This window comes from Bradyrhizobium sp. HKCCYLRH2047, assembly GCF_051168175.1.
Lineage (GTDB): Bacteria > Pseudomonadota > Alphaproteobacteria > Rhizobiales > Xanthobacteraceae > Bradyrhizobium.
The window spans coordinates 30315-54461 of record NZ_JBNPUM010000008.1 but is presented as its reverse complement, the minus strand read 5'-3'; the positions used below and the strand labels follow the sequence as shown (position 1 = coordinate 54461).

Annotated in this window: 25 protein-coding genes; 12 read left to right on the top strand and 13 right to left on the bottom strand. The window is 66.8% G+C overall.

Annotated features, from left to right (window positions below; all coding sequences use genetic code 11):
* The first annotated feature begins 1 nt into the window (after window position 1).
* On the top strand, window positions 2-229 hold the full coding sequence (locus ACQR1D_RS19640; protein ID WP_315801919.1) for a DUF2093 domain-containing protein: 228 nt from the start codon (window positions 2-4) through the stop codon (window positions 227-229).
* On the opposite strand, the gene lpxK is transcribed toward ACQR1D_RS19640, so the two are convergent.
* The 6 genes from lpxK to ACQR1D_RS19610 are packed head-to-tail and all read right to left on the bottom strand — an operon-like array spanning window position 199 to window position 5766.
* On the bottom strand, window positions 199-1224 hold the full coding sequence (lpxK, locus tag ACQR1D_RS19635) for a tetraacyldisaccharide 4'-kinase (protein ID WP_434839421.1): 1026 nt from the start codon (window positions 1222-1224) through the stop codon (window positions 199-201). The genes ACQR1D_RS19640 and lpxK overlap by 31 nt on opposite strands.
* Window positions 1217-2524, bottom strand: coding sequence for a 3-deoxy-D-manno-octulosonic acid transferase (locus ACQR1D_RS19630; RefSeq protein ID WP_434839422.1), 1308 nt, complete (start codon window positions 2522-2524; stop codon window positions 1217-1219). Before ACQR1D_RS19630 ends, lpxK begins: the two co-directional genes overlap by 8 nt.
* Window positions 2517-3257, bottom strand: a complete 741-nt coding sequence (locus ACQR1D_RS19625; RefSeq protein ID WP_434839423.1) for a lysophospholipid acyltransferase family protein — start codon at window positions 3255-3257, stop codon at window positions 2517-2519. Before ACQR1D_RS19625 ends, ACQR1D_RS19630 begins: the two co-directional genes overlap by 8 nt.
* Before the next feature lie 17 nt (window positions 3258-3274).
* Window positions 3275-3514 (bottom strand): DUF4170 domain-containing protein, encoded by a 240-nt coding sequence (locus ACQR1D_RS19620; RefSeq protein WP_009031572.1) that lies wholly within the window; start codon window positions 3512-3514, stop codon window positions 3275-3277.
* Between the two features lie 58 nt (window positions 3515-3572).
* Window positions 3573-4319: a 3'(2'),5'-bisphosphate nucleotidase CysQ gene (locus tag ACQR1D_RS19615; RefSeq protein ID WP_315802166.1), complete on the bottom strand. Its 747-nt coding sequence runs from the start codon at window positions 4317-4319 to the stop codon at window positions 3573-3575.
* Between the two features lie 58 nt (window positions 4320-4377).
* A complete protein-coding gene (locus ACQR1D_RS19610) occupies window positions 4378-5766 on the bottom strand; it encodes a TldD/PmbA family protein (protein WP_434839424.1) in 1389 nt (462 codons plus the stop codon).
* A 281-nt stretch (window positions 5767-6047) separates the two neighbouring features.
* Between ACQR1D_RS19610 and ACQR1D_RS19605 the strand changes: the two genes are divergently transcribed.
* Window positions 6048-6572 carry a DUF6101 family protein gene (locus ACQR1D_RS19605; protein ID WP_315801914.1) on the top strand — a complete coding sequence of 175 codons (525 nt, stop codon included), beginning with the start codon at window positions 6048-6050 and terminating at the stop codon, window positions 6570-6572.
* Here the strand turns inward: ACQR1D_RS19605 and ubiA are convergent, their stop codons facing one another.
* From ubiA to ACQR1D_RS19590, 3 genes are all read right to left on the bottom strand, one after another.
* Window positions 6573-7505, bottom strand: a complete 933-nt coding sequence (gene ubiA / locus ACQR1D_RS19600) for a 4-hydroxybenzoate octaprenyltransferase (protein ID WP_315801913.1) — start codon at window positions 7503-7505, stop codon at window positions 6573-6575.
* Window positions 7502-8176: a hypothetical protein gene (locus ACQR1D_RS19595; protein WP_409997909.1), complete on the bottom strand. Its 675-nt coding sequence runs from the start codon at window positions 8174-8176 to the stop codon at window positions 7502-7504. Before ACQR1D_RS19595 ends, ubiA begins: the two co-directional genes overlap by 4 nt.
* Window positions 8177-8436: 260 nt before the next feature.
* A complete protein-coding gene (locus ACQR1D_RS19590) occupies window positions 8437-8871 on the bottom strand; it encodes a hypothetical protein (protein ID WP_315801912.1) in 435 nt (144 codons plus the stop codon).
* Window positions 8872-9078: 207 nt separating this feature from the next.
* On the opposite strand from ACQR1D_RS19590, the gene ACQR1D_RS19585 reads away from it, so the two are divergent.
* The 6 genes from ACQR1D_RS19585 (at window position 9079) to ACQR1D_RS19560 (ending at window position 15054) form a co-directional block, all read left to right on the top strand.
* On the top strand, window positions 9079-9831 hold the full coding sequence (locus ACQR1D_RS19585; RefSeq protein ID WP_434839425.1) for a 16S rRNA (uracil(1498)-N(3))-methyltransferase: 753 nt from the start codon (window positions 9079-9081) through the stop codon (window positions 9829-9831).
* Between the two features lie 120 nt (window positions 9832-9951).
* Window positions 9952-11112, top strand: a complete 1161-nt coding sequence (locus tag ACQR1D_RS19580; RefSeq protein WP_434839426.1) for an ATP phosphoribosyltransferase regulatory subunit — start codon at window positions 9952-9954, stop codon at window positions 11110-11112.
* On the top strand, window positions 11109-12086 hold the full coding sequence (hisG, locus tag ACQR1D_RS19575) for an ATP phosphoribosyltransferase (protein ID WP_434839427.1): 978 nt from the start codon (window positions 11109-11111) through the stop codon (window positions 12084-12086). The genes ACQR1D_RS19580 and hisG overlap by 4 nt, the downstream gene beginning before the upstream one ends.
* A gap of 70 nt (window positions 12087-12156) precedes the next feature.
* A complete protein-coding gene (locus ACQR1D_RS19570) occupies window positions 12157-13200 on the top strand; it encodes a glycosyltransferase family 2 protein (RefSeq protein WP_315801908.1) in 1044 nt (347 codons plus the stop codon).
* Window positions 13197-14039 carry a ChbG/HpnK family deacetylase gene (locus tag ACQR1D_RS19565; RefSeq protein WP_315801907.1) on the top strand — a complete coding sequence of 281 codons (843 nt, stop codon included), beginning with the start codon at window positions 13197-13199 and terminating at the stop codon, window positions 14037-14039. The genes ACQR1D_RS19570 and ACQR1D_RS19565 overlap by 4 nt, the downstream gene beginning before the upstream one ends.
* 211 nt (window positions 14040-14250) lie before the next feature.
* Complete coding sequence (locus ACQR1D_RS19560; protein WP_315801906.1) at window positions 14251-15054, top strand: DUF2076 domain-containing protein; 804 nt, start codon at window positions 14251-14253, stop codon at window positions 15052-15054.
* 88 nt (window positions 15055-15142) lie between these two features.
* On the opposite strand, the gene ACQR1D_RS19555 is transcribed toward ACQR1D_RS19560, so the two are convergent.
* The gene (locus tag ACQR1D_RS19555; protein WP_315801905.1) at window positions 15143-15934 is read right to left on the bottom strand and encodes a L,D-transpeptidase; all 792 of its coding nucleotides are present in this window, start codon (window positions 15932-15934) and stop codon (window positions 15143-15145) included.
* 307 nt (window positions 15935-16241) lie between these two features.
* On the opposite strand from ACQR1D_RS19555, the gene ACQR1D_RS19550 reads away from it, so the two are divergent.
* A complete protein-coding gene (locus ACQR1D_RS19550) occupies window positions 16242-17021 on the top strand; it encodes a protein phosphatase CheZ (protein ID WP_315801904.1) in 780 nt (259 codons plus the stop codon).
* Between the two features lie 114 nt (window positions 17022-17135).
* On the opposite strand, the gene ACQR1D_RS19545 is transcribed toward ACQR1D_RS19550, so the two are convergent.
* Complete coding sequence (locus ACQR1D_RS19545) at window positions 17136-17642, bottom strand: hypothetical protein (protein ID WP_315801903.1); 507 nt, start codon at window positions 17640-17642, stop codon at window positions 17136-17138.
* A gap of 331 nt (window positions 17643-17973) precedes the next feature.
* Here ACQR1D_RS19545 and groES point away from each other — a divergent pair, with 331 nt between their 5' ends.
* The 3 genes from groES (at window position 17974) to ACQR1D_RS19530 (ending at window position 21366) form a co-directional block, all read left to right on the top strand.
* The gene (groES, locus tag ACQR1D_RS19540) at window positions 17974-18270 is read left to right on the top strand and encodes a co-chaperone GroES (RefSeq protein WP_008961387.1); all 297 of its coding nucleotides are present in this window, start codon (window positions 17974-17976) and stop codon (window positions 18268-18270) included.
* Between the two features lie 121 nt (window positions 18271-18391).
* Window positions 18392-20035 (top strand): chaperonin GroEL, encoded by a 1644-nt coding sequence (groL, locus tag ACQR1D_RS19535; RefSeq protein WP_315801902.1) that lies wholly within the window; start codon window positions 18392-18394, stop codon window positions 20033-20035.
* A 140-nt stretch (window positions 20036-20175) separates the two neighbouring features.
* The gene (locus ACQR1D_RS19530; RefSeq protein WP_315801901.1) at window positions 20176-21366 is read left to right on the top strand and encodes a hypothetical protein; all 1191 of its coding nucleotides are present in this window, start codon (window positions 20176-20178) and stop codon (window positions 21364-21366) included.
* A gap of 282 nt (window positions 21367-21648) precedes the next feature.
* Here ACQR1D_RS19530 and ACQR1D_RS19525 read toward each other — a convergent pair whose 3' ends face one another.
* Window positions 21649-22056 carry a hypothetical protein gene (locus ACQR1D_RS19525; protein WP_315801900.1) on the bottom strand — a complete coding sequence of 136 codons (408 nt, stop codon included), beginning with the start codon at window positions 22054-22056 and terminating at the stop codon, window positions 21649-21651.
* 149 nt (window positions 22057-22205) lie between these two features.
* Window positions 22206-23870, bottom strand: coding sequence for an L-lactate permease (locus ACQR1D_RS19520; RefSeq protein ID WP_315801899.1), 1665 nt, complete (start codon window positions 23868-23870; stop codon window positions 22206-22208).
* Window positions 23871-24147 lie beyond the last annotated feature (277 nt).

Here is a 24147-nt window from a genome sequence, read left to right as displayed (position 1 = left end):
CGTGCTCAACAAGTTTGGTCCCTCGGGCCAGGGCGAGGCGCAGGTGCAGTATCTGGATGGCGATTTCCGCGTGATCTCACCGGGAAGCTATGTGCGCTGCGCGGTCACCGATGTGCGGATTCCGCTGGACGAGCTGAAGTATTGGAGTGTCGATCTGCAGGAAGCCTACGCCGTGCCGACCGCCGTGCTGCAGCGGCATTATCCGGGCGCATTGAAGGCCAACGGCTGACCTTTACGCTTCGCTGCCAGTCGTTGCACAACCAGCGCGCGCAACGCGGCGAGATCGTCGAACTGCAAAGTGACCGGGAATGCCATGACATCGGGCGCGGCCTCATGGCCGCGGAACCGCACGAGATCTTTTTCCGTGGTCACCAGGGCAAATCCATCACGCCTCGCTTCGTTGGCGAGGGCTGCGACGTCGCCTGTCGTGAATGGGTGGTGATCCGGAAAGGCCCGCTCGCGCCTGACGTCGAGACCCGCGCCGCGAAGGGTGCGGAAGAAGCGGGCGGGATCGCCGATCCCGGCAAACGCCAGCAGCGGCCTGCCCTGCAACGCCGCGACGACCTTTGCATCGGGCTGCAACGCGGCCGAGAACACCGGCTTGCCGGCCGCCGAGACACGCGCAGCGACCAGATCGCTGGCTCGGCCGCCGCCGATCACGACCAACGCGTCGGTGCGCGCCAGTTGCGGCGGCAGCGGCGCGCGCAACGGTCCGGCGGGAAACACCTCGGCATTGCCGAGGCCGCGCGCGCCGTCGATCACGATCAGCGCGAGATCCTTGGTGATCGACGGATTCTGGAAGCCATCGTCCATCAGGATGACCGAGGCGCCCTGCGCCTTGACGAGGCCGATGCCGTCGGCGCGGTCGCGCGAGACGACGACCGGCACCCGCACGGCCATCATCAGCGGCTCGTCACCGACATCGGCCGCCTGATGGATAGCGGGATCGACGGTCACGGGACCGTGCAGCCGGCCGCCATAGCCACGGCTCAGCACCACCGGCCGCTCGCCGAGGTCACGCAGCATGTCGGTCAGCGCCAGCACGGTCGGCGTCTTGCCGGCGCCGCCGACATGGAAATTGCCGACGCAGATCACCGGCAGGCCTGCATCGACTCCGACTTGCGCCATGCGGCGTGCGGCAATGGCACCGTAGAGTGTCGAGAGCGGGGACAGCAGACGCGATTGCCAGGAGGGCGGCCGATGCCAGAAGGCCGGCTCACGCATCGCCGGCGGCCCCCATCTCGAGCCTGACCTGCAACAGATACGGCTCGAGCGCCGACAGCGTCCGCTCCAGCGCGCCACCGAGCTGATCGACGACGCGCGTGCCTGCCGCAACCAGGCTGTTGCCGGCTGCGGGATCGGCGAGCAGCTGCCGGAGCTGCCGGATCAGCGCCTCCTGATCGTGGGCGAGCCGGGCTCCCCCGGCCTTGTCCAGCGCCTCGTAGACGTCGGTGAAATTGAACACGTGCGGGCCATGCACGATCGCCGCGCCGAGCTTGACCGCCTCGATCGGGTTCTGGCCGCCATGCTCGACCAGCGACCCGCCCATGAACACGACCGGCGCCAGCCGGTAGAACAGGCCGAGCTCACCCATGGTATCGGCGACGTAGATGTCGGTGCCGGCGAGCGGCTGGTCGTCGCGCGACCGCAAGGCGCCCTGCAGGCCGGCGCTTGCGACGAGCTCCGCGACCGCCGGGCCGCGATGCGGATGGCGCGGCACGATCACGGTGAGCAGCGACGGATAGGCCGCAGACAAGGCCTTATGGGCCGCGATCAGGATCTCGTCCTCGCCGGGATGCGTGGAGGCGGCGACGACGACCGGACGGCCGCGCGTCATCGCCGTGAGCCGATCGAGCTTCGCCGGATCGGCGGGCGGCGCCGGCACGTCGAGCTTGAGATTGCCGGTGGTGATGACGTTGCGCGCGCCGAGCGCGGAGAACCGGTCGGCATCCGCCTGCGACTGCGTCAGGAAGAGATCAAAGCGTCCCAGCAAAGCGGAGATGGTGCCGGACATGCGGCGCCAGCGCGGGAACGAGCGCGGCGACATGCGGCCGTTGATCACCACCATCGGCACCCGCCGCGAGGCACCGGCCAGGATCAGGTTGGGCCAGAGATCGGACTCGATGAACAGCCCGAGCGAGGGACGCCAATGATCGAGAAACCGCTCGACGAAGCGCGGCGTGTCATAGGGCACGTATTGGTGGATCACGTCGGGTGGGAAACGCCTGGCCACGATCGCGGCCGAGGTCACGGTGCCGGACGTGATGAGGATGCGGATGTTGAGCTCACGCAGCCGCTCGATCAGTGCCGCCGCCGCGAGCACCTCGCCGACGCTGGCGCCGTGAATCCAGACCAGCGGACCCAGCGGGCGGGTGTCGTGGCTCAGGCCGCGACGCTCGTCGGTCCGCTCCGGATCCTCCTTGCCATGCTTGAGCCGCTGCCTGATCAGGGCCGGCGCAAGCGGCGATGCCGCCGAGGACAACCCGCGGTAGACACGCAGGGCCATCGGCAGCGGGCTAGGCACTCGATGCTCCCGACGCGACCGGCGGGGGACAGGCCTCGGGACGGCCGACGATCTCATAGGCGCGGCGCATGCATTGGTTCAGCGTCGCCTCGAGGTCGAGACGCGCCTCTTCCATCATCGCGGCGTCGGCATCGCGCGGCACGTTGATTTCCTTGATTCCCACCAATGCGCCGCGGCCGAATGGCAAATTGATGGTGGTGCTGTCCCAGTTCTTCAGGCGGATGAAGCGGCTCGTGACCATTGCGAACGGCATGATCGGACGTCCTGTTTCACGCGCGAGCATGATGATGCCGAGACCCGCAATCCGCGCGCGCTTCGGCACATCGGCGGTCGATGCAACATTATAGTTGTCTTCGAGCGCCCGCACCATCTCCTTGAAAGCTCCTACTCCGCCTTTCCGGTGGAAGGAAGAGCCGTGATCGCCGGAGCCGCGGATGGTTCCGATGCCGAGCCGCTCCGCCGCGATCGCGTTGAACTCGCCGTCGCGATGGCGGGAGATCAGCACCTTGGCGCGATAGCTCGGCTTGTTCCTGATGAAGGGGGTCAGCAGATGCTGGCCGTGCCAGAACGCGAAGATCGCCGGCATCTGCGGCTCGACGATATCGTAGACCTCGGGCGGCTCATAGGTGAAGCGGTTGGTCAGCCACACCAGACGCAGGTACTCGGCGGCGAGGAACCCGACGGCGCGCTGGAACCAGCCGCTGCGCAGCGTATTGCGAACCAGATGTTTCAAGTGACGAGCTTTGCGTCTTACTTCGCGTCCTGACCGGGATCGAGCAGCCGGTGCAGGTGAACGATGAAATAGCGCATATGGGCGTTGTCGACCGTCATCTGCGCCTTGGCTCGCCAGGCGGCGTGGGCCGCCGCGTAGTTCGGATAGACACCGACGATGTCGACCTTGTCGAGATCCTTGAATTCGTTCTTGTCGAGGTTGATGAGCTCGCCGCCGATCACGAGGTGAAGGAGCTGCTGCGAGGCGCTATCTGTCATCGGTATCGTTTCCTAATCAGCGCCTTGCAGGCGAAATGGAGGGTGCGATCCAGGGGCGTCAGTCCGGCGGTAACCTGCGATACTGAGCGACGATGTCAGCATGTCGGTCGCGGCCCGCTGCCACCAGCACCCCGTGCACCACTTCCGGACGATTATAGAGGATCGCCTCGCCGGACAACGCGGTCATTTTACCACCCGCTTCCTGCACGATCAAATGAGCCGCCGCAAGGTCCCAATCGCGGCTTTGTCCGCCTGCAAAAGCGGCATCGAGCCCGCCATGCGCGACACGGCAAAGGCGCAGCGCCAGCGAGCCGATTCGCGGATGCAGCTCAATCCGCGCGGCGTCCGGAGCCAGCCGCTCAACCAGCGGTTTCGGGCCGGCCACGCGCGAGAAATCGAGCTCGCGTCCAGGTGCAGCCCGAACCGGCTGTTCGTTCAACGTGGTGCCGCTACCGCGCGCGGCGAAGAAGAACTCCTCGCTGACCGGGACATGCACGGCGGCGAGTATCGGCGCACCGTGCTCGACCAGCGCAACGCTCACGCACCAGTCGTTGCGGCCGCCGAGATAGGACCGCGTGCCGTCGATCGGATCGACGATCCAGACCCGCGATCGACCAAGTCTCGCCCGATCATCCGCGCTCTCCTCGGACAGCCAGCCGTAATCCGGCGTTGCGGATCGCAGCCTGCGTTCGAGCAGCGCATTGACCGCCATGTCGGCTTCGGAAACGGGCGACGACGCCCCCTTGGTCCATTTGCGCAGCTCCGTTCCGAACATCGAACGTGCGAGCTCGCCGGCTTCGCGCACCGCCTCTTTGAGGAGCCCGGCGTCCGCCGCCAGGCTCGTGTCGTCCGGTTTCCCGATCTCACCGTCCGCCAAGCGTCAACCCTTCGATGCGCACCGTCGGCGCATTGACGCCATAGCGGAATTCCAGATCGCTGGCGGGCGTCATCGACTTGAAGATCTCGAACAGATGCCCGGCGATCGTCACTTCGCTCACGGCATAGCCGATCTCGCCATTCTCGATCCAGAAGCCGGACGCGCCACGGCTGTAGTCGCCGGTGACGCCGTTGACGCCCGAGCCGATCAGGTCGGTGACGTAGAAGCCCTGCTTGATGTCCGAGATCAGCTCCTTGGCTGTCACGACGCCGGCTTCGAGATGCAGATTGAACGGACCGGGCGAAGGCGACGACGACACGCCGCGATGGGCATGCCCGGTCGTCACCATGCCGAGCTCGCGCGCGGTGCCCGAATCGAGGAGCCACGTCGTCAGCACGCCATCGTCGACCAGCGCGGTCTGCTTCACCTTCACGCCCTCGGCGTCGAACGGCTGCGACCGCAAGCCCCGCTTGCGCAGCGGATCATCGATGATGCGGATGCCCTTGGCGAACAGCTGCGCGCCGAGCTTGTCCTTGAGGAAGCTGGTCTTGCGCGCGATCGAGGCACCATTGATGGCGCCGACCAGATGTCCGACCAGCGAGCCGGACACGCGGGGATCGAACACCACCGGCACCTCGCACGTCGCAACCTTGCGCGGATTGGCGCGCGCCACCGCGCGTTCGCCGGCGCTGCGCCCGACGGCCGCGGGCGCCAGCAGGTCGGCGCCGTGCGGAGCCGCCGTGTAGTCGTAGTCGCGCTCCATTCCGGTGCCCTCACCGGAAATGGCGGTCGTCGAGATGCTCTGGCTCGAGCGCAGATAGGCGCCGTGAAAACCGTCGCTCGTGACCAGCACCATGCCGCCGATGCCGGTCGAGGCGGACGCACCACCGGACTTCGTCACGCCCTTCACGCCGAGCGCGGCGGCCTCCGCCTCCTGGGCACGGCGCTCCAGCTCTGCGGTCGAGGGAATCTGCGGATCGAGCAGATCGAGTTCGGGAATGTCGCGCGCCAGCAGCGCGGGATCGGCGAGGCCGACATATTGATCGTCGGGCGCCACCCGCGCCATCGCCACCGCCCGCTCGGCCAGCCGCGCGACACCGTCGCCGCTGACATCGTTGGTCGACACCACGGCCTGGCGCTTGCCGACCAGCACGCGCAGGCCGACATCGTCGCCCTCGGAGCGCTCGGATTCCTCGACACGGCCGTCACGGACCTCGACGCCTAGCGAGATGCCGCGCACCGCGATGGCGTCGGCGGCATCGGCGCCGGCCTTCCTCGCGGCTTCCACCAGCCGCTCGGCGAGCGTTCGCAGGGCGGACTGGTCGAGCAGATCTGATTGGGCGGAGGTCGACGATGAGGCTGGGGAAGAGGTCACGAACACGATCCGATCGATGTCAGGTGGGCGAAGACGGCTCAATCCAAACGAAATGTGGCCTGTTCACGCCGACTTCAAGCAGGACGGCAGACGGCACATCGGATTGTCGGCAAATCGGCAAGGTCTCGTCAATCATGCGGGGCAAGCGCTTGTCAATCATGACGGTAAGAGGATCATGCGTGAGATCTGATTAACCAGGCTTGTTAAGCCGATACGGGCGATCTGCGTGGCAAGGTCACACGCATCGACCGGGAGCATAATCCCGGCGGGGAGACCAAGCCGTGAGGCGTCAAACAGCAACAGGCGGAAGCAATTCCGCTGGGTCGGGCCGCGTCCTGCGGCTCGACCCTCTTTCCCTGCCCGTCTCGTACAGCGCGCACGATACCCGTGCCGATGGCGGGATCCGGCAGATCGAACTGCACCGGGAGCGCGTGGTCCTGCGTCGTGCCGTCAGCGGCATGCGCATGGCCCTGAACCTCCGCGTCAGCGACTTCCTCGGCATCGGCGTGCGCGACATCGACGCCACGCAGGTGATGCTGGTGCTCGTCCACCGCGACCCTTCCCTGACCATCCCGCTCTGCGTCAGCGACGACCAGACCGAGATCGTCGCTGCGTGGGCGATGTGGAGCGAGACGTTCGCGCTGCCCCAGTTGCAGGACACGCGCCGCGAGGCCACGCCGCGCCGCCGCCGCCGCAACGCGATCCGCTCGCGCCGCCCGCGCTTCCTGATGCGACGCCGTGTCGGCTATCAGCTCAATCCCGCCTCGATCCATCGCGGCGAGCGCGAGATCATCGCGCGCAACTGATCAGCTTGCACGCAGCACGGCGTCGACCAGCAGTCCGGCGAACAGCAGCAGTCCGGCATCGCGGTTCGATTTGAAGATGCGCAGGCACAGCGCCGGATCGGCGATATCCAGACGCCGGATCTGCCAGCCGAGATGGGCGGCAAAGCCCGCGAGCCCGAGCCACGCCGCGACATGCACGTGGGCCGTCGCGAACGCGGCGCCAATCAGCATGACGGCCAGACCGTAGAAGATGACCAGCGCCAGATGCGTGCGCTCGGCAAACAGGCGCGCGGTCGACTTGATGCCGATCAGCGCGTCATCCTCGGCGTCCTGATGCGCGTAGATCGTGTCATAGGCGATCACCCACGCGATCGACCCGGCGTAGAGCAGCAGCGCGGTTGCATCGATGCGGCCGAACGCGACCGCAAAACCCATCAGCGCGCCCCACGAGAAGGCGAGACCCAGCACGACCTGCGGCCACCAGGTGACGCGCTTCATGAACGGATAGATCGCGACGATCAGCAGCGAAGCGATGCCGGTCGCGATCGCGAAGCGGTTGAATTGCAGCAGCACCGCCAAGCCGATCAGGGCCTGGACCACCAGGAAGGCGAGCGCCTGCTTCACGCCGACCTGGCCGGCGGGAATCGGGCGCGAACGGGTGCGTTCCACCTTGGCGTCGAGATCGCGGTCGGTGATGTCGTTCCAGGTGCAGCCGGCGCCGCGCATGACGAACGCGCCGACGAAATAGAGCGCGATCCACGCCGGCAGCATGGACAGATTCCCGCCGATCCCGGCCGCGAGGGCGGCCGACCACCAGCACGGCATCAGCAGCAGCCACGATCCGATCGGGCGATCGAAGCGGGCGAGCCGCAGGTAAGGCCGGCTCCACACCGGCGCCAGCGTGTCGACCCAGTTGCCGGTCGCGTCAGCAACGCGGACGGCGGTGGTGCTCATCGGGTGAGGACGTTGCCGGTCATGGTGTCGAAGGCGGAACCGCCCTTCTTCGTCGCGTTGGCTTCAGGCAGCGCGGCCGACGAGCCCAGCACGTCGCTGAGGCTCGGAGCCGCGGGCCTTCCAGCCCCCGACTGCATCTGCGCCGCCACGGCACAGACCTTCTTTTCCAGCGCGTCGGTGTTCTTGTGACCGGCCTTCAGCTGGTCGGCGATCTGCTGGGGAATGCCGCAGCTCGCCGAATGCGCCTCGACATATTTGATCATCTTGACTTCGGCCTTACCGAAATTCGCGATCAGCTTGCAGGCCTCGTCGGGCGAGGCCTTGCGGTCGCTCGCCGCCTTGATCAGCTTGCCGCGACGCTCGGCTTCCTCGCGCAGCGGCAGAAACTCCTTCATGCAGCTTTCGGGCGGACCGCCCTGCGGCGCAGCCCCCATCGGCGGAGGCGCAAAGCCACCGCCGCCGCCACCGAACGCGGAGCCGCCGGGGCTCGGAAACGGGCTCGACGGAGCCGCAGCCCGCATTGGCGCCGCGCCGTTGATGGGCGGAAACGGCGAGTTGCTGGTCTGGGCCTGGCCGGGCATCGGCGCGGGAAACGAGCTCTGCGCGACGACCTGCCCTGTGGAGAGCACCAGGGCGGCAATGGCGAGCGGCATGAAAGACTGGCGGACGATCAAGGCTGGTTCTCCGGTAAGACCAAGAATCCTCAACACTTCCGGATGAAAGCACGATCCGATCCGGGGCTTTTACGATTCTCGTCCGTCCAGCACAACCGCGGATTTGATCACATCCGCGGCGGAGGGACGCAGCCGGGTTCCAGACCGGCATGCAATCCCGACCACGGACGTCAGGCCCGGGCATCGGGTTCGGTCTGCGCCCTGCACGCCCGATGAACGGAATAGCCAGTCGGCGGCGACCTGCCCGCCGCGAGGGATCACGTCGCCGTGCACACCTTGCGCATCACGGTCAGGGTGTTTTCGTGATTCGCCTTCAACTGATCGGTGATCTTGGCCGGGATCCCGCAGAGCGAGGCATGCGCGACGGCGTAGTCGATCATCTTGGTCTGGGCGAGCTCGTAGTCATGCACCAGCTGACAGGCCTCGCCGGGCGCAAAGCGCCGCTCGGTCGCCGCCTTGAGCAGCTTGGCCCGGCGCGCGGTCTCGTCCCGCAGCGGGGTGAACTCCTTCAGACAGGTTTCGGGCGGGCGAAAGCCAGCCACGCCGGCGCCGCCCGGAACCGCGGGCGCCGCCCGCTGCGGCGGCGCGGCGACCGCCTTGTCGTCGGCCCGGGACGGCGCAGCGACCATCACGGCGATGGTCGCGGCAAGCGCCCAGATCGCAAGCGCCGAAGTCGAATGTCTCAAGATCAAGGCCGTTCTCCGCATCGAGGCTCACGGAATCGTCGGATGTCCGTCCCAAGGGACGACCCGCGGGATCGAAGCGGTAAAATCTGTCGACAGCACGGCCGAAAGGCGCCATCGCCAGTACCTGAGACAACACCCCGTGACGGCTCCGCCTGCTTTGCGGCCGGCGCGGGGTCCGGTAAGCAACGTCCGTCATAGCCATCGCTTCGCTCCATGCCCGCATACGACTTCACCGCCCCGCGCCTGTTCGTCGACGCCCCTCTGCAGGAGGGCGGCTCGGTCGCGCTCGACCGCAACCAGGGCAATTATCTCGGCAACGTCCTGCGCCTCGGCGCCGGCGATCACGTGCTGGTCTTCAACGGCCGCGACGGCGAATGGCGGGCCGTGATCGAGGGCCGCAAGCGCGCTGACGCCCTGACGATCCTGCAACAGAGCCGGCCGCAGGATCACCTGCCGGACGTCGCCTATGTCTTCGCGCCGCTCAAGCACGCGAGGCTGGACTACATGGTGCAGAAGGCGGTCGAGATGGGCGCCGCGCGCCTCGAGCCGGTCATCACCCGGCACACCCAGGTGTCGCGCGTGAATGGCGAGCGCATGCGCGCCAACGTGATCGAGGCCGCCGAGCAATGCGGCATCCTCAGCCTCGCCAAGGTCAGGGACCCCGTGCCGCTGGAGCGCTTCCTCGCGCAGCGGCAGCCTGAGCGGCTGCTGGTGTTCTGCGATGAGGCGGCCGAGCTGGCCGATCCGCTGCAGGCGCTGCGCGGAACCAAGGCTGCGGCCGGCATCGACCTGCTGATCGGACCGGAGGGCGGTTTTGCCGAGGATGAACGGACGCTGCTGCTGCGCCAGCCGCGCGTGATCAGGCTGGCCCTGGGTCCGCGCATCCTGCGCGCGGATACGGCCGGCGTTGCCGCCCTCGCCGTGATCCAGGCCACCCTCGGGGACTGGACCGGAGCCCGCGGTTAAGGTCTTCCGGCCAATTGTAGCGCGCCGGGGCCATTCGCAGTCGAAACCGTCAAACGGCCATGCTAAGGGGCAGCCGCCGCTCCCAGCAGGCGCCCAACCCACTTTGGAACTCGAATCGCCATGACCGGACCCGCTCCGACCGGACCCGCCGCGTGGGCGGACACGCTGCTGCAATCCTTCGCCCAGGCCGGCTATCAGCGGGCCGAGCCGGCGATCCTGCAGCCGGCCGAGCCGTTCCTGGACCTGTCCGGGGAGGACATCCGCAAGAGCCTCTACCTGACCGGCGACGCCGCCGGCGAAGAGCTCTGCCTGCGCCCCGACCTGACCATTCCCGTCGCCCGGGACTATCTCGCCTCGGCCCGCGCCGGGCAGCCGGCCGGCTTCAGCTATCTCGGTCCAGTATTCCGTTACCGCGAGGGCCGCCCGAGCGAGTTCCTGCAGGCCGGCATCGAATCGTTCGGACGCCAGGACCGGCCCGCCGCTGATGCCGAGATGCTGGCGCTGGCGATCGAGGCGACCGCCACCGCCGGCCTTGCCGCGGTGGAGATCCGCACCGGCGACGTCGCGCTGTTCACGGCCCTCATCGACGCGCTCGACCTCTATCCGGTCTGGCGGCGGCGGCTGATCAAGGACTTCAACCGCAAGCGCACCCTGGCGCAGGACCTCGAGCGGCTGGCGATCGCCTCGGTGGCGCCGCGCAACGAGTATGAGGGCGTGCTCGCCGCTCTGGCCGGCTCCGACCGCAAGGCGGCGCTCGCCCTGGTCACCGACCTGATGTCGATTGCCGGCGCCACCGCCGTCGGCGGCCGCACGGTGGCGGAGATCGCCGACCGCTTCCTCGAGCAGTCCACCCTGAAGAGCGGCGCGCTGCCGCGTGACGCGCTGGACCGTATCAAGCGCTTCCTCGCCATCAGCGGCAGCCCGACCGAAGCCGTCCAGCAGCTTCGCGCCCTCGCCGCCGATGCCAGGCTCGACATCTCGGCGGCAATCGACGCGCTGGAGGCGCGCGCCGGCTTCATGGCCCAGCGCGGCATCGATCTCGCCAAGGTGCGCTTCGCCACCTCGTTCGGCCGCGGCCTCGACTACTACACCGGCTTCGAGTTCGAGCTGCACCACCCAGGCAATGGCGACGAGCCGCTGGTCGCCGGCGGCCGTTATGACGGCCTGCTGAGCCAGCTCGGCGCCGCCTCGTCGATTCCGGCCGTCGGCTTCTCGATCTGGATCGAGCGGCTGGCCCAGAGCAGCGCCGCGGGCAAGGCCGCGCGCGGGAGAGCATCATGAGCGGCCCCCTCGTCCTCGCCGTTCCCTCCAAGGGACGTCTGCAGGAGAATGCCGAAGCCTTCTTCGGACGGGCCGGGCTGAACCTGTCCAAGCCCGGCGGCGCGCGCGACTATCGCGGCACCATCGCAGGTCTCGACAATGTCGAGATCGCCTATCTCTCTGCGAGTGAGATCGCCTCGCAACTGGCGCGCGGCACCGTGCATCTCGGCGTCACCGGCGAGGATCTCGTGCGCGAGAGCATCACCGATGCCGACAAGCGCGTGCTGCTGATCGACACGCTCGGCTTCGGCGGCGCCAACGTCGTCGTCGCGGTGCCGCAGGCCTGGATCGACGTCCGCACCATGGCCGATCTCGACGACGTCACCACCGGTTTTCGCGCCCAGCACAATCGCCGCATGCGCGTCGCCACCAAATACATCAACCTGACGCGCAGCTTCTTCGCGGCCCACGGCATCGTCGATTACCGCATCGTCGAGAGCGCCGGCGCCACCGAGGGCGCGCCCGCGGTCGGCACCGCCGAGCTGATCGTCGACATCACCAGCACCGGCTCGACACTGGTGGCCAACGGGCTGAAGGTGCTGGACGACGGCGTGATCCTGCGCAGCCAGGCCAATCTCGTCGCCTCGCGCGACGCCGACTGGTCGGAGGGTCCGCGCGAGAGCGCCCGGATCATTCTCGACCACATCCATGCCCGCGCCCGCGCCAGCAAATACCGCGAGGTCCGCACCCGCTTCAAAGGGTGCGACGCAGCAATGCTGAGCGAGGCGCACAACCGCTTCGGCGTGGTGGCGCCGTTCGGCGGCCCGACCTCGTCCGGCATGCTCACCCTGCACTGCCCGCCGGCGCAGATCTACGCGCTCGGCAGCTTTCTGCGCGCACATGGCGCCGAGACCGTCTCGGTCGCCTCGCTGGACTACGTGCTCGACCGCGAAAATCCGCTGTTTGCCCGCCTCGAGGCCTTCCTGCGATCATAAATCGCCGTTCATCGTAGCGACAGGTGAGCGCGACTACCATATGTTGGTAGGAGAACGAGGACTCTGAGCAATGCTGGGAACTGACGTGTCCGACCTGACCACGACCGCGGCCGACGCCGCGTCGCAGGGACTGTCGATCGTTATCCCCGTCTATAACGAGGGCGCGGGACTGACGGCGCTGCACGAGCGGCTGAACAATCTCGCACGCACCCTGCGTCAGCGCTTCGGTCTCGCCTGTGAGCTCGTCTATGTCGACGATGGCAGCCGCGACAACACGCTCGCGATTGCCCGCACGCTGCAGGCCGATGCGCTCGATGTGCAGGTCGTGTCGCTGTCGCGCAATTTCGGCAAGGAGGCCGCGCTGATGGCCGGCCTCGATCATGCCCGGCGCGGCGCGGTGATGTTCATGGACGGCGACGGCCAGCATCCGCCGGCCCTGATCGAGCAACTCGTCACGCACTGGATCAAGGACGGCTACGACGTCGTCTATACCGCCAAGGCGCATCGCGACAACGAGCCGTTCCTGCGCCGGGTCGCCGTTCACGGCTTCTACGCGCTCATCAACTGGGGGGCGCGGCAGAAGATTCCGGAGGATGCCGGCGACTTCCGCCTGCTGTCGCCGCGCGCGGTGGCCGCGCTGCGGCAGCTCCCTGAACGCAACCGCTTCTTCAAGGGCCTCGCGAGCTGGATCGGCTTCCGCCAGATCCGCGTCGACTATGAGCCCGCGGCGCGCGCCCACGGCGTGACGACCTTCAACTTGACGAGCCTGCTCGGCCTGTCGATTGAAGGGCTGACCTCGTTCTCGGTCGCCCCGCTGCGCTTCGCCAGCCTGCTCGGAATCCTGCTGGCCTCTGCGGCCTTCCTGTTCGGGCTCTCCATCCTCTGGGAGACCGTCGTCAGCGGCAAATCGGTGCCGGGCTATCCCTCGCTGATGGTCGGCCTGATGACGATCGGCGGCGTGCAACTGATCATGATCGGCATCATGGGCGAGTATATCGGCAAGATCCTGTCCGAGCTGAAGGCGCGTCCGATCTACTTCGTCGCCGAGCACAGCGAGAAGCGTGCAGCGCTCGATGCACGGAGCGACGGCGCCGAGAGGAACGCCGCCGAATGAGCGCGACGCCGCACCGGCGCATCTGGCTGTGCGCCGACGACTATGGCATCAGCCCCGGGGTCAACAGCGCCATCCGGGACCTGATCGCGCGCGGCCGGCTGAACGCCACCTCGGTGATGACGGTGGGCGCCGCGATCGGGCGCGACGAGGTGACGGAGCTGACCAGGGTCGCGTCCGACAGCCCGCGTTGCGCCATCGGCCTGCACGTCACGCTGACCGCGCCGTTCCGCCCCCTCACCATGCACTTCCGCCCGTCGGAAGGCGGCATGTTCCTGCCCTTTCCCAAGCTGCTGCGCGCCGGAATGTCCCGCCGGCTCGATCCCGAGCTGATCCGCGCCGAGGTGCTGGTCCAGCTTGCGGCGTTCGGCGAGCTGTTCGGCCGCGCCCCGGATTTCGTCGACGGCCATCAGCATGCCCAGCTCTATCCGCAGGTGCGCGAGGGCTTCCTCGCCGCCGTCAAGGAAGCCGCGCCGGCGGCCTGGGTGCGTCAGGGCGGCCGGAACGTGCCGCTGATGCAGCGGCTGACGGCACCCAAGGCGCTGCTGCTGGACGTCCTGAGCGCGCAATTCCGCCGTCATGCCAAGCGGGCCGAGATCGCCTTCAATCCCGCTTTCGCCGGCGCCTACGATTTCAGCAAGACCTCGGATTTCGCCACGCTGATGGACGGCTTCCTGGACGAGTTGCCCGAGGACGGGCTGGTGATGTGCCATCCGGGCTTCGTCGACGACGTCCTGATCGAGCTCGACCCTTTGACCGTCCAGCGCGAGCACGAGCACGCCTATCTCGCCGGCGAGCATTTTCCGGCGCTGCTCGACCGCCGGCGGATGACGCTGGCCTGAACGGATCTTGCGTGTCCGCAACGAACAAAAGGCCGCTCGGCAGCGTTCCTCCTGCGGTGCGGGCAGCATGGAGGTTCAAAGCGCTGCGCAAGCCCGAGAGACGCTGTGTCGCATACCGAAATTTAATCCGCGCCCCGGCTGGCCGGGCCACAAAGTCCCCCTAAATCTTGGCCGCGCTTCGCCGGAACAAGGCAAGCGGCAGGAGAACGACATGACACCGCAAGAACGCCAACTCATCGACGATCTGTTCGACCGGCTTGCCAAGTTGGAGAGTGCACCGCGTGACCCGGAGGCCGCCGCCGCCATTTCCCAGGCGCTGCAGCGGGCGCCCAACGCCGTCTACGCGCTGGTGCAGACGGTGCTGGTGCAGGACGAAGCCTTGAAACGCGCCAATGCCCGCATCGAGGAGCTGCAGCACGCCCAGGCCCCGCAGCAGGCTCAGTCCGGCGGCTTCCTCGATTCGATGCGCGACAGCATCTTCGGCGCGGGCAGCCGCGGGTCGGTCCCCAACGTGCCGCCGCCGTTGCCGAGCCGGCCGGTCTGGAACAGCGGCCAGGCGATGCCCCCGGGCTACCAGGGCCAGCCCGGCTATCCCGGTCAGCCCGGCCCCTACGATCAGGGCGGCTTCGGCCAGCCGCGCGGCGGCATGTTCGGCGGCGGAGGCGGCTCATTCCTCGGCACGGCCGCGGCGGCCGCGGCCGGCATGGTCGGCGGCTCACTGTTGCTCGGCGGCATCCGCTCGATGATGGGCGGCGGGTCGCATCAGGCGTTCGGCGACACCACGATCATCGAGGAGCGCGGCGGCGGTGCCAGCCCGTGGAGCGGCGACCAGTCCGGCGGGTCGCTGGCGCGTGACGCCGGTCTCGACGACATCGGCCGCTCGGGCGGCGACAGTGGTCGTGCCGGCCTGTTCGACCAGGCGAACTACGACGACAACGGCAATGACAGCGACGCGGCCGACTTCGATTCCGATGACGGCTATGGCGACGACGACGGTGGCAGCGACTACGCGTGATCCTCCCGGGTCGCAGCCAATTCGAGAATGCAAAGGCCGCCCGGATGGGCGGCCTTTTTCAATGGCCGATGTCGTGCGGTGGCGGTCGTCAGAGCACGATCACCCGGGCACCGACGTTCACGCGGCCATAGAGGTCGATGACGTCCTCGTTGCGCATCCGGATACAGCCTGACGACACGTTGGTGCCGATCGTCCATGGCTCGTTCGACCCGTGGATCCGATACAGCGACGAGCCGAGATACATCGCGCGTGCGCCGAGCGGGTTCTGCGGTCCGCCCTCCATGTGCCGCGGCAGGTCGGGCCGGCGCGCGAGCATTTCCGGCGGCGGCGTCCAGTCCGGCCATTCACGCTTGGCCGAGATCGTCTTCACGCCGGACCAGGTGAAGCCGGGCCGGCCGACGCCGATGCCATAGCGCAGCGCCCTGCCCTCGCCCTGGACCAGATAGAGGAACTTGTTCGGCGTATCGATGACGATCGTGCCCGGCCGTTCTTTGCCGTCATAGTCAACGATCTGTTTCTCGTATTTCGGATCGAGCGGCCGCTGCGTCTGCTCATAGGCCTCCTCATCCGGCACTCCCTGCTGCGGGACCATGCCAGGCGCCAGCTGCTGCGGCTCGTAATAGGACGGCTGCTGCTGATACATCGGCTGTCCCGGCGGAGGCGCGCCGCGGCCGCCTTGCGGATCTCCGAACAGGAATTCGATGAAGCCGCCACCCATGCGCGAGCGTTCGACATAGGCGGTGCGCACCGGCGCGGACTGCTGCGGCGGCCCGCTGTAAATCACGGTCGGCTGCTGAAACCCCTGGGCCGCCGCCCGATCCAGACCTGAATAGAATGCGCATGCGCCGGCCAGCAGCGCCGTGGAGAATGATTTGAACATCGACGTACTCTGTACTGTTTCGTCTGGAGACTGTTCGTCGCGCGAGGCGGCAACGCCGCCGCGTATCGTCAATAAAGAGCAAAACCCGATCGCTTTGGTAAACGCGGGAGGCGCCGGGATTCACCATCGCTGCATACGACGGCGGTTTTGATGGCTAGCGTTTATTTTGCGTGAAGGCCGGCGAGGCATGGTTAATAGTTGACGCACGATGCACGCCAGCGTTGCTCAACCGCGGTTCCTGGCGTGAACGCGATGTTAAATAGGCTCTGCGTAGAACTGATCCGAACAAGAGGTCAGGGATACTATCATGGCTGTTCGCAAGCGTTTCCGTATCGAAGAAGCAATCGTCGGCCATATGCCGGAGCCCGACTTCGTGGGCGGCGAGATCGGCCCCAACCACAAGGAAATCATGGACGAGCTGCGCGCGATCCGCTCCCAGATGGCCAACGCCATCCGCAGCGGAGGTAGCAACACGGCCAACGCCGCCATCGAAGAATCCGCCGCACGCGAGGTCGCCGAAGCGCGCGCGCTGCTCGAGACCTATCGTGCCCAGATCGAGCAGTGCGAAAAGCTCAAGGTCGAGCTCGACCTGATCCACGACGCGATCAACCGCACCAAGGGCGAGATCGCGACCCTCCATGCCAAGAGCTTCAACGGCGAGGAGATGGCCAAGGTCAACGGCGAGCTCGGCGCGGTCGTCGGCGGCACCGAGCAGGCGACGCAGCAGATCCTCGAAGCCGCGGAGGCGATCGACCAGGCCGCGAGCGCGCTGTCCAAGGTGGACTCGGCGGACCAGCAGAAGATCCTGAGCGAAGAGATCCAGGAGCGCGTGGTCTCGATCTTCGAGGCCTGCAACTTCCAGGACCTGACCGGCCAGCGCATCAACAAGGTCATGACCACCATGAAGTTCATCGAGCACCACATCGTGGTGATGATGGACATCTGGGGCGGCGTCGACGCCATCAAGGCGCATGTGCCGCCGATCGTCGACACCCGCGAGGGCGACGCCAGGCTGCTGAACGGCCCGAAGGCGGCGGGCGAGGTCGGCCACGCCTCGCAGGACGACATCGACGCGATGTTCAACTGAGGTCGGCGGCCAGTCCCAGCGACCGCTCCAGGCAACGTCACCATACAGAACGCCGGCGCTGTCGCCGGCGTTTTACGTTCGACTCTCGACCTTTGCGGGGTGATCGCCCGGATCTCAGGCGCGCGGCCCGCAGCGGACGTAGACCATCGTCTGGTAACGGGTCGCCGCATCCTTGTCGACGAAGCGGGTGATCAGCACACGGCCATCGAAGGAGATGACCTCGCGGTCCTGCTCGCCGCCGGGCGGTCCGGCCGGGCCGATGTAGTTCTTGCCGCTGGCCGACCCCTTCAGGCGCAGTTCCTGGGGAGTCGCCTGGTCGGCCAGATGCATCACGACACCGCCGGACGTGCCTGCCCCGATGACGTAAGGCTGTTTGCACTGCGCCAGAGCCATCTTCTCGGTGCGCGCGCGGTCATTCGGATTGTTGTAGGCGGCGAGGCCCCATTTGCCCACGAGATCCTCGGGGCGGATCGTCGCCGGAACCTCGGGCTCGACCGGCGCCTCGGTCTGCATGGGGGGCGACGGCGACAGGCTGAAGCCCGTGCACGCTCCCAGAAGCATCGTGAGCGCCGACGCGATCGCGAGATTGGCAACCGGCCGCGCGCACCGTGAACTCGTCATGGCATCCCCTTAGGAACAGAATCGTGGCTGCCCCGTCCGGCAACCAAGCGCAAAACGCTCGTCAGAGCAATGACGTCGGATGACGACGCCGCTCCACTAACATGTCTGGCCCCGGACAACATCCCCCTAACAGCCTCAAGAACGGCTTAACGGCTGGCCGTTGCTTGACAGGAACAGCCGCAAGCCATATTTCCCCGAGCGGTCTTTAGCACTCGGAGGGCGCGATTGCTAAGGCTGCGAGCCAGTTGGCGCCAAGTGGGCGTCAAATGTGGTCGCATTCAGATTTCCTCCGACAGCAACACTTATCCAAGCACCCCAAAAGGGATCCGTCATGGCCAAATCGAAGTTTCGTCCCCTGCACGACCGCGTCGTGGTTAAGCGCATCGACGCCGAAGAGAAGACCAAGGGCGGCATCATCATTCCCGACAGCGCCAAGGAAAAGCCCTCGCAGGGCGAAGTCGTCGCCGTCGGCCCGGGCGGCCGCGACGAGAGCGGCAAGCTGATCCCGATCGACGTCAAGGTCGGCGACCGCGTGCTGTTCGGCAAGTGGTCCGGCACCGAGGTCAAGCTGGACGGCGAGGAGCTCCTGATCATGAAGGAGTCCGACATCATGGGCGTCGTCGCCTGATCCCGACCTGTCGGGGGCGGCGATCAGCCGCCCCGGGCGAAAATGCTCTGCAACCTCGTTCCGGCGACAGACGGGCGATCACGCCCCTCGCCGTCGAGGTCTACTCCAGGAGAATTTTGAAATGGCAGCCAAGGACGTCAAATTCGCCGGCGACGCACGCGACCGCATGCTGCGCGGCGTCGACATTCTCGCCAACGCCGTCAAGGTGACGCTCGGCCCGAAGGGCCGCAATGTCGTCATCGAGAAGAGCTTCGGCGCTCCGCGCATCACCAAGGACGGCGTCACCGTCGCCAAGGAGATCGAGCTGGAGGATAAGTTCGAGAACATGGGCGCGCAGATGCTGCGCGAGGTCGCCTCCAAGACCAACGACACCGCCGGTGACGGCACCACCACCGCGACCGTGCTGGCCCAGGCCATCGTGCGCGAGGGCGCCAAGGCCGTTGCCGCCGGCATGAACCCGATGGACCTCAAGCGCGGCATCGACATCGCGGTGGCCGCCGTGATCAAGGACATCGAGAAGCGCGCCAAGCCGGTCGCTGCGTCCTCCGAGGTCGCCCAGGTCGGCACCATCTCCGCCAATGGCGACGCCGCGATCGGCAAGATGATCGCCCAGGCGATGCAGAAGGTCGGCAACGAGGGCGTCATCACGGTCGAGGAGAACAAGTCGCTCGACACCGAGGTGGACATCGTCGAAGGCATGAAGTTCGACCGCGGCTATCTCTCGCCCTACTTCGTCACCAATGCCGAGAAGATGACCGCCGAGCTCGACGACGTCTACGTGCTGCTGCACGAGAAGAAGCTGTCCGGCCTGCAGGCCATGCTGCCGGTGCTCGAAGCCGTGGTGCAGTCGGGCCGTCCGCTCTTGATCATCGCCGAGGACGTCGAGGGCGAGGCGCTGGCCACGCTGGTCGTCAACCGCCTGCGCGGCGGCCTCAAGGTCGCGGCCGTCAAGGCGCCGGGCTTCGGTGACCGCCGCAAGGCCATGCTCGAGGACATCGCGATCCTGACCGGCGGTCAGCTGATCTCGGAAGATCTCGGCATGAAACTCGAGAACGTCACGGTGAAGATGCTCGGCCGCGCCAAGAAGGTCGTGATCGACAAGGAGAACACCACGATCGTCAACGGTGCCGGCAAGAAGGCCGATATCGAGGCACGCGTCGGCCAGATCAAGGCGCAGATCGAGGAGACCACCTCGGACTACGACCGTGAGAAGCTGCAGGAGCGTCTCGCCAAGCTCGCGGGCGGCGTCGCGGTGATCCGCGTCGGCGGCGCGACCGAGATCGAGGTCAAGGAGAAGAAGGACCGCGTCGAGGACGCCCTCAACGCGACCCGCGCTGCGGTGCAGGAAGGCATCGTCCCCGGCGGCGGCGTGGCGCTGCTGCGCGCCAAGAAGGCGGTCGGCCGCATCACCAACGCCAACTCGGACGTCCAGGCCGGCATCAACATCGTGCTGAAGGCGCTCGAGGCTCCGATTCGCCAGATCTCCGAGAACGCCGGCGTCGAAGGCTCGATCGTGGTCGGCAAGATCCTGGACGAGAAGTCCGAGACCTTCGGCTTCGACGCGCAGACCGAGGACTATGTCGATATGGTTGCCAAGGGCATCATCGACCCGGCCAAGGTGGTCCGCACCGCGCTGCAGGACGCCTCGTCGGTCGCCGGCCTCCTGGTCACCACCGAGGCCATGGTCGCCGAGCTGCCGAAGGATGCGGCTCCCGCGATGCCGGCCGGCGGCGGCATGGGTGGCATGGGCGGCATGGGCTTCTGAGCCCTGCTTTCGACATCTCACATTCAGGAAGGCCGCCTCCGGGCGGCCTTCTTTTTGGCCGAGTGTCCGCACCGGGGGTGCAGCGACCGCAAATCGGCGCTACAGCTTAAGGCCGATTCTGCCCCCACAAGGATTTTCAGATGCGCGCGATTTTGCTTGCGCTGGCCGTGATTGTAGCGGCCGCGCCGGAACTCGGTTGGGCCCAGAGCAAGAGCGGGACCAAGGCCCCCGCCAACGAGACGCGGTATTTCACCGCGATCGACGGTCTGATGGACGGCAATGCCGACGTGATCCTGAAGGAGACGCGCCAGGGCAAGACCGTCACCGCCGCAACGCTCGACGTCTGCTATCCCGTCGCAAAGAATTCGGATCGCAAGGACCGCTTCGTGGTCAGCCTCACGGTCAACGGCCAGACCTTGACCGGCGCGACCCAGAGCAACGGCGCCAAGGAGCCGGTCACGGTAAAGCTGAATCGCAAGCCGACCGGCGACACGTTCGAGTTCCGCGGCCAGATCACGATCGGCAAGAGCGTCACCGAGGTGGCGTCGACCGACAACTCCGACGTCAGCGAGAAGGAATTCCAGGAGAGCCAGTCGAGCGACGACGGCATCAGCGCCCAGCCGAAGGACTTCACCGACGTGTCGCCCGAGGCGGTCTCGGTCCGGCTCAAGCTCGACGCCATGACCGACTTCCTCAAGAGCCTGAAGGGCGAGAACGTCGAAGTTTCGCTGTCGAGCCTGATCGTGAGCTGCGATGCCTTGCGCGCGGGCGAGCAGACCATCAGCATGACGGTCGACCCCGACCGCGCCGGCGCGTTGATCGCGAAGGCGCGGGCCATGAACGGCGTGGTGACGGCCGGCTGGACCGCCGGCACCGTCGAGATGGACCGCACCATCCGCTTCGCGGCCGCCGACTGGCGCGACGGCGACAAGATCAACAAGGACAAGCTGGCTGGCGCGATCTCCGACGTCCTGGCCAGGACCTACAATGCCAAGCCGACGAGCGCGGCGTGGAATCCGGTCAGCGGCAAGCTGAAGCTGACGTTGAAGCGGCCGAGCCAGCTGATGCCGGCCCTGGAGCTCACCGACGTCATCGAGGTCACCGGCCTCGTCTCGGCGGACAAGCCGGGCGGCGCGGACGCGCTGATGCTGTGGATCAGCAGCCCGACCACGACGACGATCGACGAGAGCTCCGCCGCCAAGCTGATCCTGTCGGACGAATCATCCGGCGACGAGGAGGGCGACACCCGTGACGATGGCGGCGCCATCGACGAGCTGGCGAAGGCCTTCAAGGCCAAGCGCTGGGACGCGGACAACTCGGTCTGGAAGTGAAAGAGCGGCGGGCGCGCAGTCGACCGGTGCGCGCCCCCTTTCTTCAATTGGCACGGCGCATATGGCAACCCGTTGTGCGCTCACGTCTCTCTCCAGGTCGTCATGGCCGGGCTTGTCCCGGCCATCCACGCCGATCGGCATCCTGGGACGGACGTGGATGCCCGGGCCTTCGCCGCGCGGCTGCGGCCGCGCAGGCGGGACGAGCTCGGGCATGACGGAGTAACTGACCAGCAGGGTTGCTGGTCTCAGCAGCTTTTCATCTTCACAGGCGACCGCCCTGCCTCAGTTCGTATTGAGCCGGAAGCGCAGCGTCTTCGGCCCGATGAAGATGATCAGGTCGCCCTGACGCTTCCAGTTGGTCGCCGCGCTCAGCGCCGCGATCAGTTCGTCGTCGGCCTGGGCGCGCGCCGCCGGGCAGTTGCGGTCCTCGATCTTGCTGGCGATGAACACGATGGTGTTGCCGGCAACCGAGAACTGGCCCTTGCCGCCCTTGCACCACAGCTCCAGCACGGTGTCACCGTTATCGCCGATGTCGAGATCCGGCACCCGTTTCGAGCCGGGCTGCGGCAGCGCATCGAGCGTCATCTCCATGCCGAAGGGAAACTCCTCCGCCGAGGCGGCGGCGAGCGCCAGCCCCGACATCGACAACGCCACCGTCGCCACGGCGCAGCCACGCTTCAACACTTGCATCGTTCCCCTTCACACCAGTCACACGCAGGGCTCGCCTTCCAGGCGATGGCCGTGACTCCCGCCAGCACGGCTCCCGCACAAATGTGTTCCAAACATAGCAAGCCCCGCGCCGCAGCTGCGGCGCGGGGCTTTTGTCGCAGACGGTGTTGCTACTTCAGCACCATCGCCGTGAACGGATAGACATAGGCCTGCAAGGTGACGAACAGGCCGACAAGACAGGCCAGCACGATCGAATGCAGGAAGACGTAGCGCAGGATCGAGCTCTCATGGCCGTACCAGTTGGTGGCGGTCGAGGCGACCACGATCGACTGCGCATCGATCATCTTGCCCATGACACCACCGGAGGAGTTGGCGGCCGCCATCAGGACAGGGGACAGGCCGAGCTGCTCGGAGGTGATCTTCTGCAGGTTTCCGAACAGCACGTTCGAGGCCGTATCCGATCCCGTCAGCGCCACGCCCAACCAGCCGAGCAAGGTGCCGAAGAACGGATAGAGCACGCCTGTCGCGGCGAAGGCGAGGCCGAGCGTGGCATCGACGCCGGACAGCCGGGTCAGCGTGCCGATCGCGAGCATCGCCGAGATCGTGATCAGCGAGATCGCGCAGAGACGGATGGTGCGGCCATATTCCGCGATCAGCTTGCCCGGTCCGACACCCATCAGGAAGCCGGAGATGATCGCGGCGATCAGCATGCCGGTGCCGGTGAAGGTCAGGTAGGTGAACGAGAACACTGCGCCTTCCGGCGTCGGCTTCGCAGCCACCGGCGGCATCTTGTTGATCAGCTTGTCGAGCTCGGGCACCGGATAGTTCCAGGTGAAGATCGAGTTCGCCCAGGCCTTGAAGGCGCCGTTGCCCCAGATCAGCATGACGACACAGACGATGATCCAGGGCAGCAGCGCGCCCCAGAGCTCGGCTTGCGTCAGCGGCGTACGGTCCAGCGGCTTCGCTGCCGTCATCGTGGCGGCCGATTCGTCACGCCCGCGCAACGCCGGCGACAGCCACAGCTGCCTCGGCTGCCAGACCTTCAGGAACAGGATCAGCGCGCCCATCGAGATCAGCGAGGCGCCGATGTCGACGATCCACGGGTTGACGTAGTTCGAGATCAGGAATTGCGGCACCGCGAACGAGACGGCGGTGACCAGGATCGCCGGCCACACGTCCTTCATGCCCTTCCAGCCCGCGAACGCCCAGATCACCCAGAACGGCACGATCAGCGAGAACATCGGCAACTGCCGGCCGACCATGGCGCCGAGGATGTAGGGGTCGAGGCCGGTTACCGAAGCGAGGCCCTGGATCGGGGTGCCCAGCGCGCCATAGGCGACGGGTGCGGTGTTGGCGATCAGCGACAGGCCGGAGGCCGCGAGCGGCGAGAAGCCGAGGCCGATCAGCACGGCACCGGTGATCGCCACCGGTGTTCCGAAGCCGGATGCGCCCTCGAAGAACGCGCCGAACGAGAAGGCGACCAGCAGCAGCTGCAGGCGCCGGTCTTCCGTGACGCCGCCGATGGCGCGCTTCAGAAGCTCGAACCGTCCGGTGGAGACCGTGACCTGGTAGAGGAAGATGACGTTCAGGACGATCCAGCCGATCGGAAAGAACCCGGTGATGACGCCCAGAAACGTCGCGCGCAGCGACATGTTGGCGGGCATCGTGAACACGAAGATCGTGATCAGGTTGGTCAGGATCACGGCGATGATCGCCGCGATGTGTGCCTTGACCTTGCCACTGGCGATCAGCACCAGCAGCGTCACGACCGGGACGGCGGCGGCCAGCGTCGACAGCGCCGGGCTCCCCAACGGGTCGTAGATTTGATTCCACATCGTGACTTCTCCCCCCACGTTCTTGTCATTGGACCCCGTCCGGCGGGACGGATCAGGTCTGCTCGCCAAGCCCCCAAGCCTGGCAAAGGTCGGAAAGGCGATCACAAAACCGGCAACGCCCAACTCTGCTCAAATTCTCGCGAAATCTGGCGGCGGTCGCAGTCCCTCTCCCCTGCCCCATGCTACGGTTTGTCACACGCGACCGACAAGCCGGCGGCCACCCGCCAGATTACGACTTTAGTCTAGGCAGGCGGCGGCACCAGCGATTTTCTCGTTT

Bases quoted from the DNA above. Each gene is read 5' to 3' on its own strand.
- lpxK (WP_434839421.1), bottom strand. From the start codon at position 1,224: ATGCGTGAGCCGGCCTTCTGGCATCGGCCGCCCTCCTGGCAATCGCGT.
- ACQR1D_RS19620 (WP_009031572.1), bottom strand. From the start codon at position 3,514: ATGACAGATAGCGCCTCGCAGCAGCTCCTTCACCTCGTGATCGGCGGC.
- ubiA (WP_315801913.1), bottom strand. From the start codon at position 7,505: ATGAGCACCACCGCCGTCCGCGTTGCTGACGCGACCGGCAACTGGGTC.
- ACQR1D_RS19585 (WP_434839425.1), top strand. From the start codon at position 9,079: ATGCCCGCATACGACTTCACCGCCCCGCGCCTGTTCGTCGACGCCCCT.
- ACQR1D_RS19580 (WP_434839426.1), top strand. From the start codon at position 9,952: ATGACCGGACCCGCTCCGACCGGACCCGCCGCGTGGGCGGACACGCTG.
- hisG (WP_434839427.1), top strand. From the start codon at position 11,109: ATGAGCGGCCCCCTCGTCCTCGCCGTTCCCTCCAAGGGACGTCTGCAG.
- ACQR1D_RS19570 (WP_315801908.1), top strand. From the start codon at position 12,157: ATGCTGGGAACTGACGTGTCCGACCTGACCACGACCGCGGCCGACGCC.
- ACQR1D_RS19565 (WP_315801907.1), top strand. From the start codon at position 13,197: ATGAGCGCGACGCCGCACCGGCGCATCTGGCTGTGCGCCGACGACTAT.
- ACQR1D_RS19560 (WP_315801906.1), top strand. From the start codon at position 14,251: ATGACACCGCAAGAACGCCAACTCATCGACGATCTGTTCGACCGGCTT.
- ACQR1D_RS19555 (WP_315801905.1), bottom strand. From the start codon at position 15,934: ATGTTCAAATCATTCTCCACGGCGCTGCTGGCCGGCGCATGCGCATTC.
- ACQR1D_RS19550 (WP_315801904.1), top strand. From the start codon at position 16,242: ATGGCTGTTCGCAAGCGTTTCCGTATCGAAGAAGCAATCGTCGGCCAT.
- ACQR1D_RS19545 (WP_315801903.1), bottom strand. From the start codon at position 17,642: ATGACGAGTTCACGGTGCGCGCGGCCGGTTGCCAATCTCGCGATCGCG.
- groES (WP_008961387.1), top strand. From the start codon at position 17,974: ATGGCCAAATCGAAGTTTCGTCCCCTGCACGACCGCGTCGTGGTTAAG.
- groL (WP_315801902.1), top strand. From the start codon at position 18,392: ATGGCAGCCAAGGACGTCAAATTCGCCGGCGACGCACGCGACCGCATG.
- ACQR1D_RS19530 (WP_315801901.1), top strand. From the start codon at position 20,176: ATGCGCGCGATTTTGCTTGCGCTGGCCGTGATTGTAGCGGCCGCGCCG.
- ACQR1D_RS19525 (WP_315801900.1), bottom strand. From the start codon at position 22,056: ATGCAAGTGTTGAAGCGTGGCTGCGCCGTGGCGACGGTGGCGTTGTCG.
- ACQR1D_RS19520 (WP_315801899.1), bottom strand. From the start codon at position 23,870: ATGTGGAATCAAATCTACGACCCGTTGGGGAGCCCGGCGCTGTCGACG.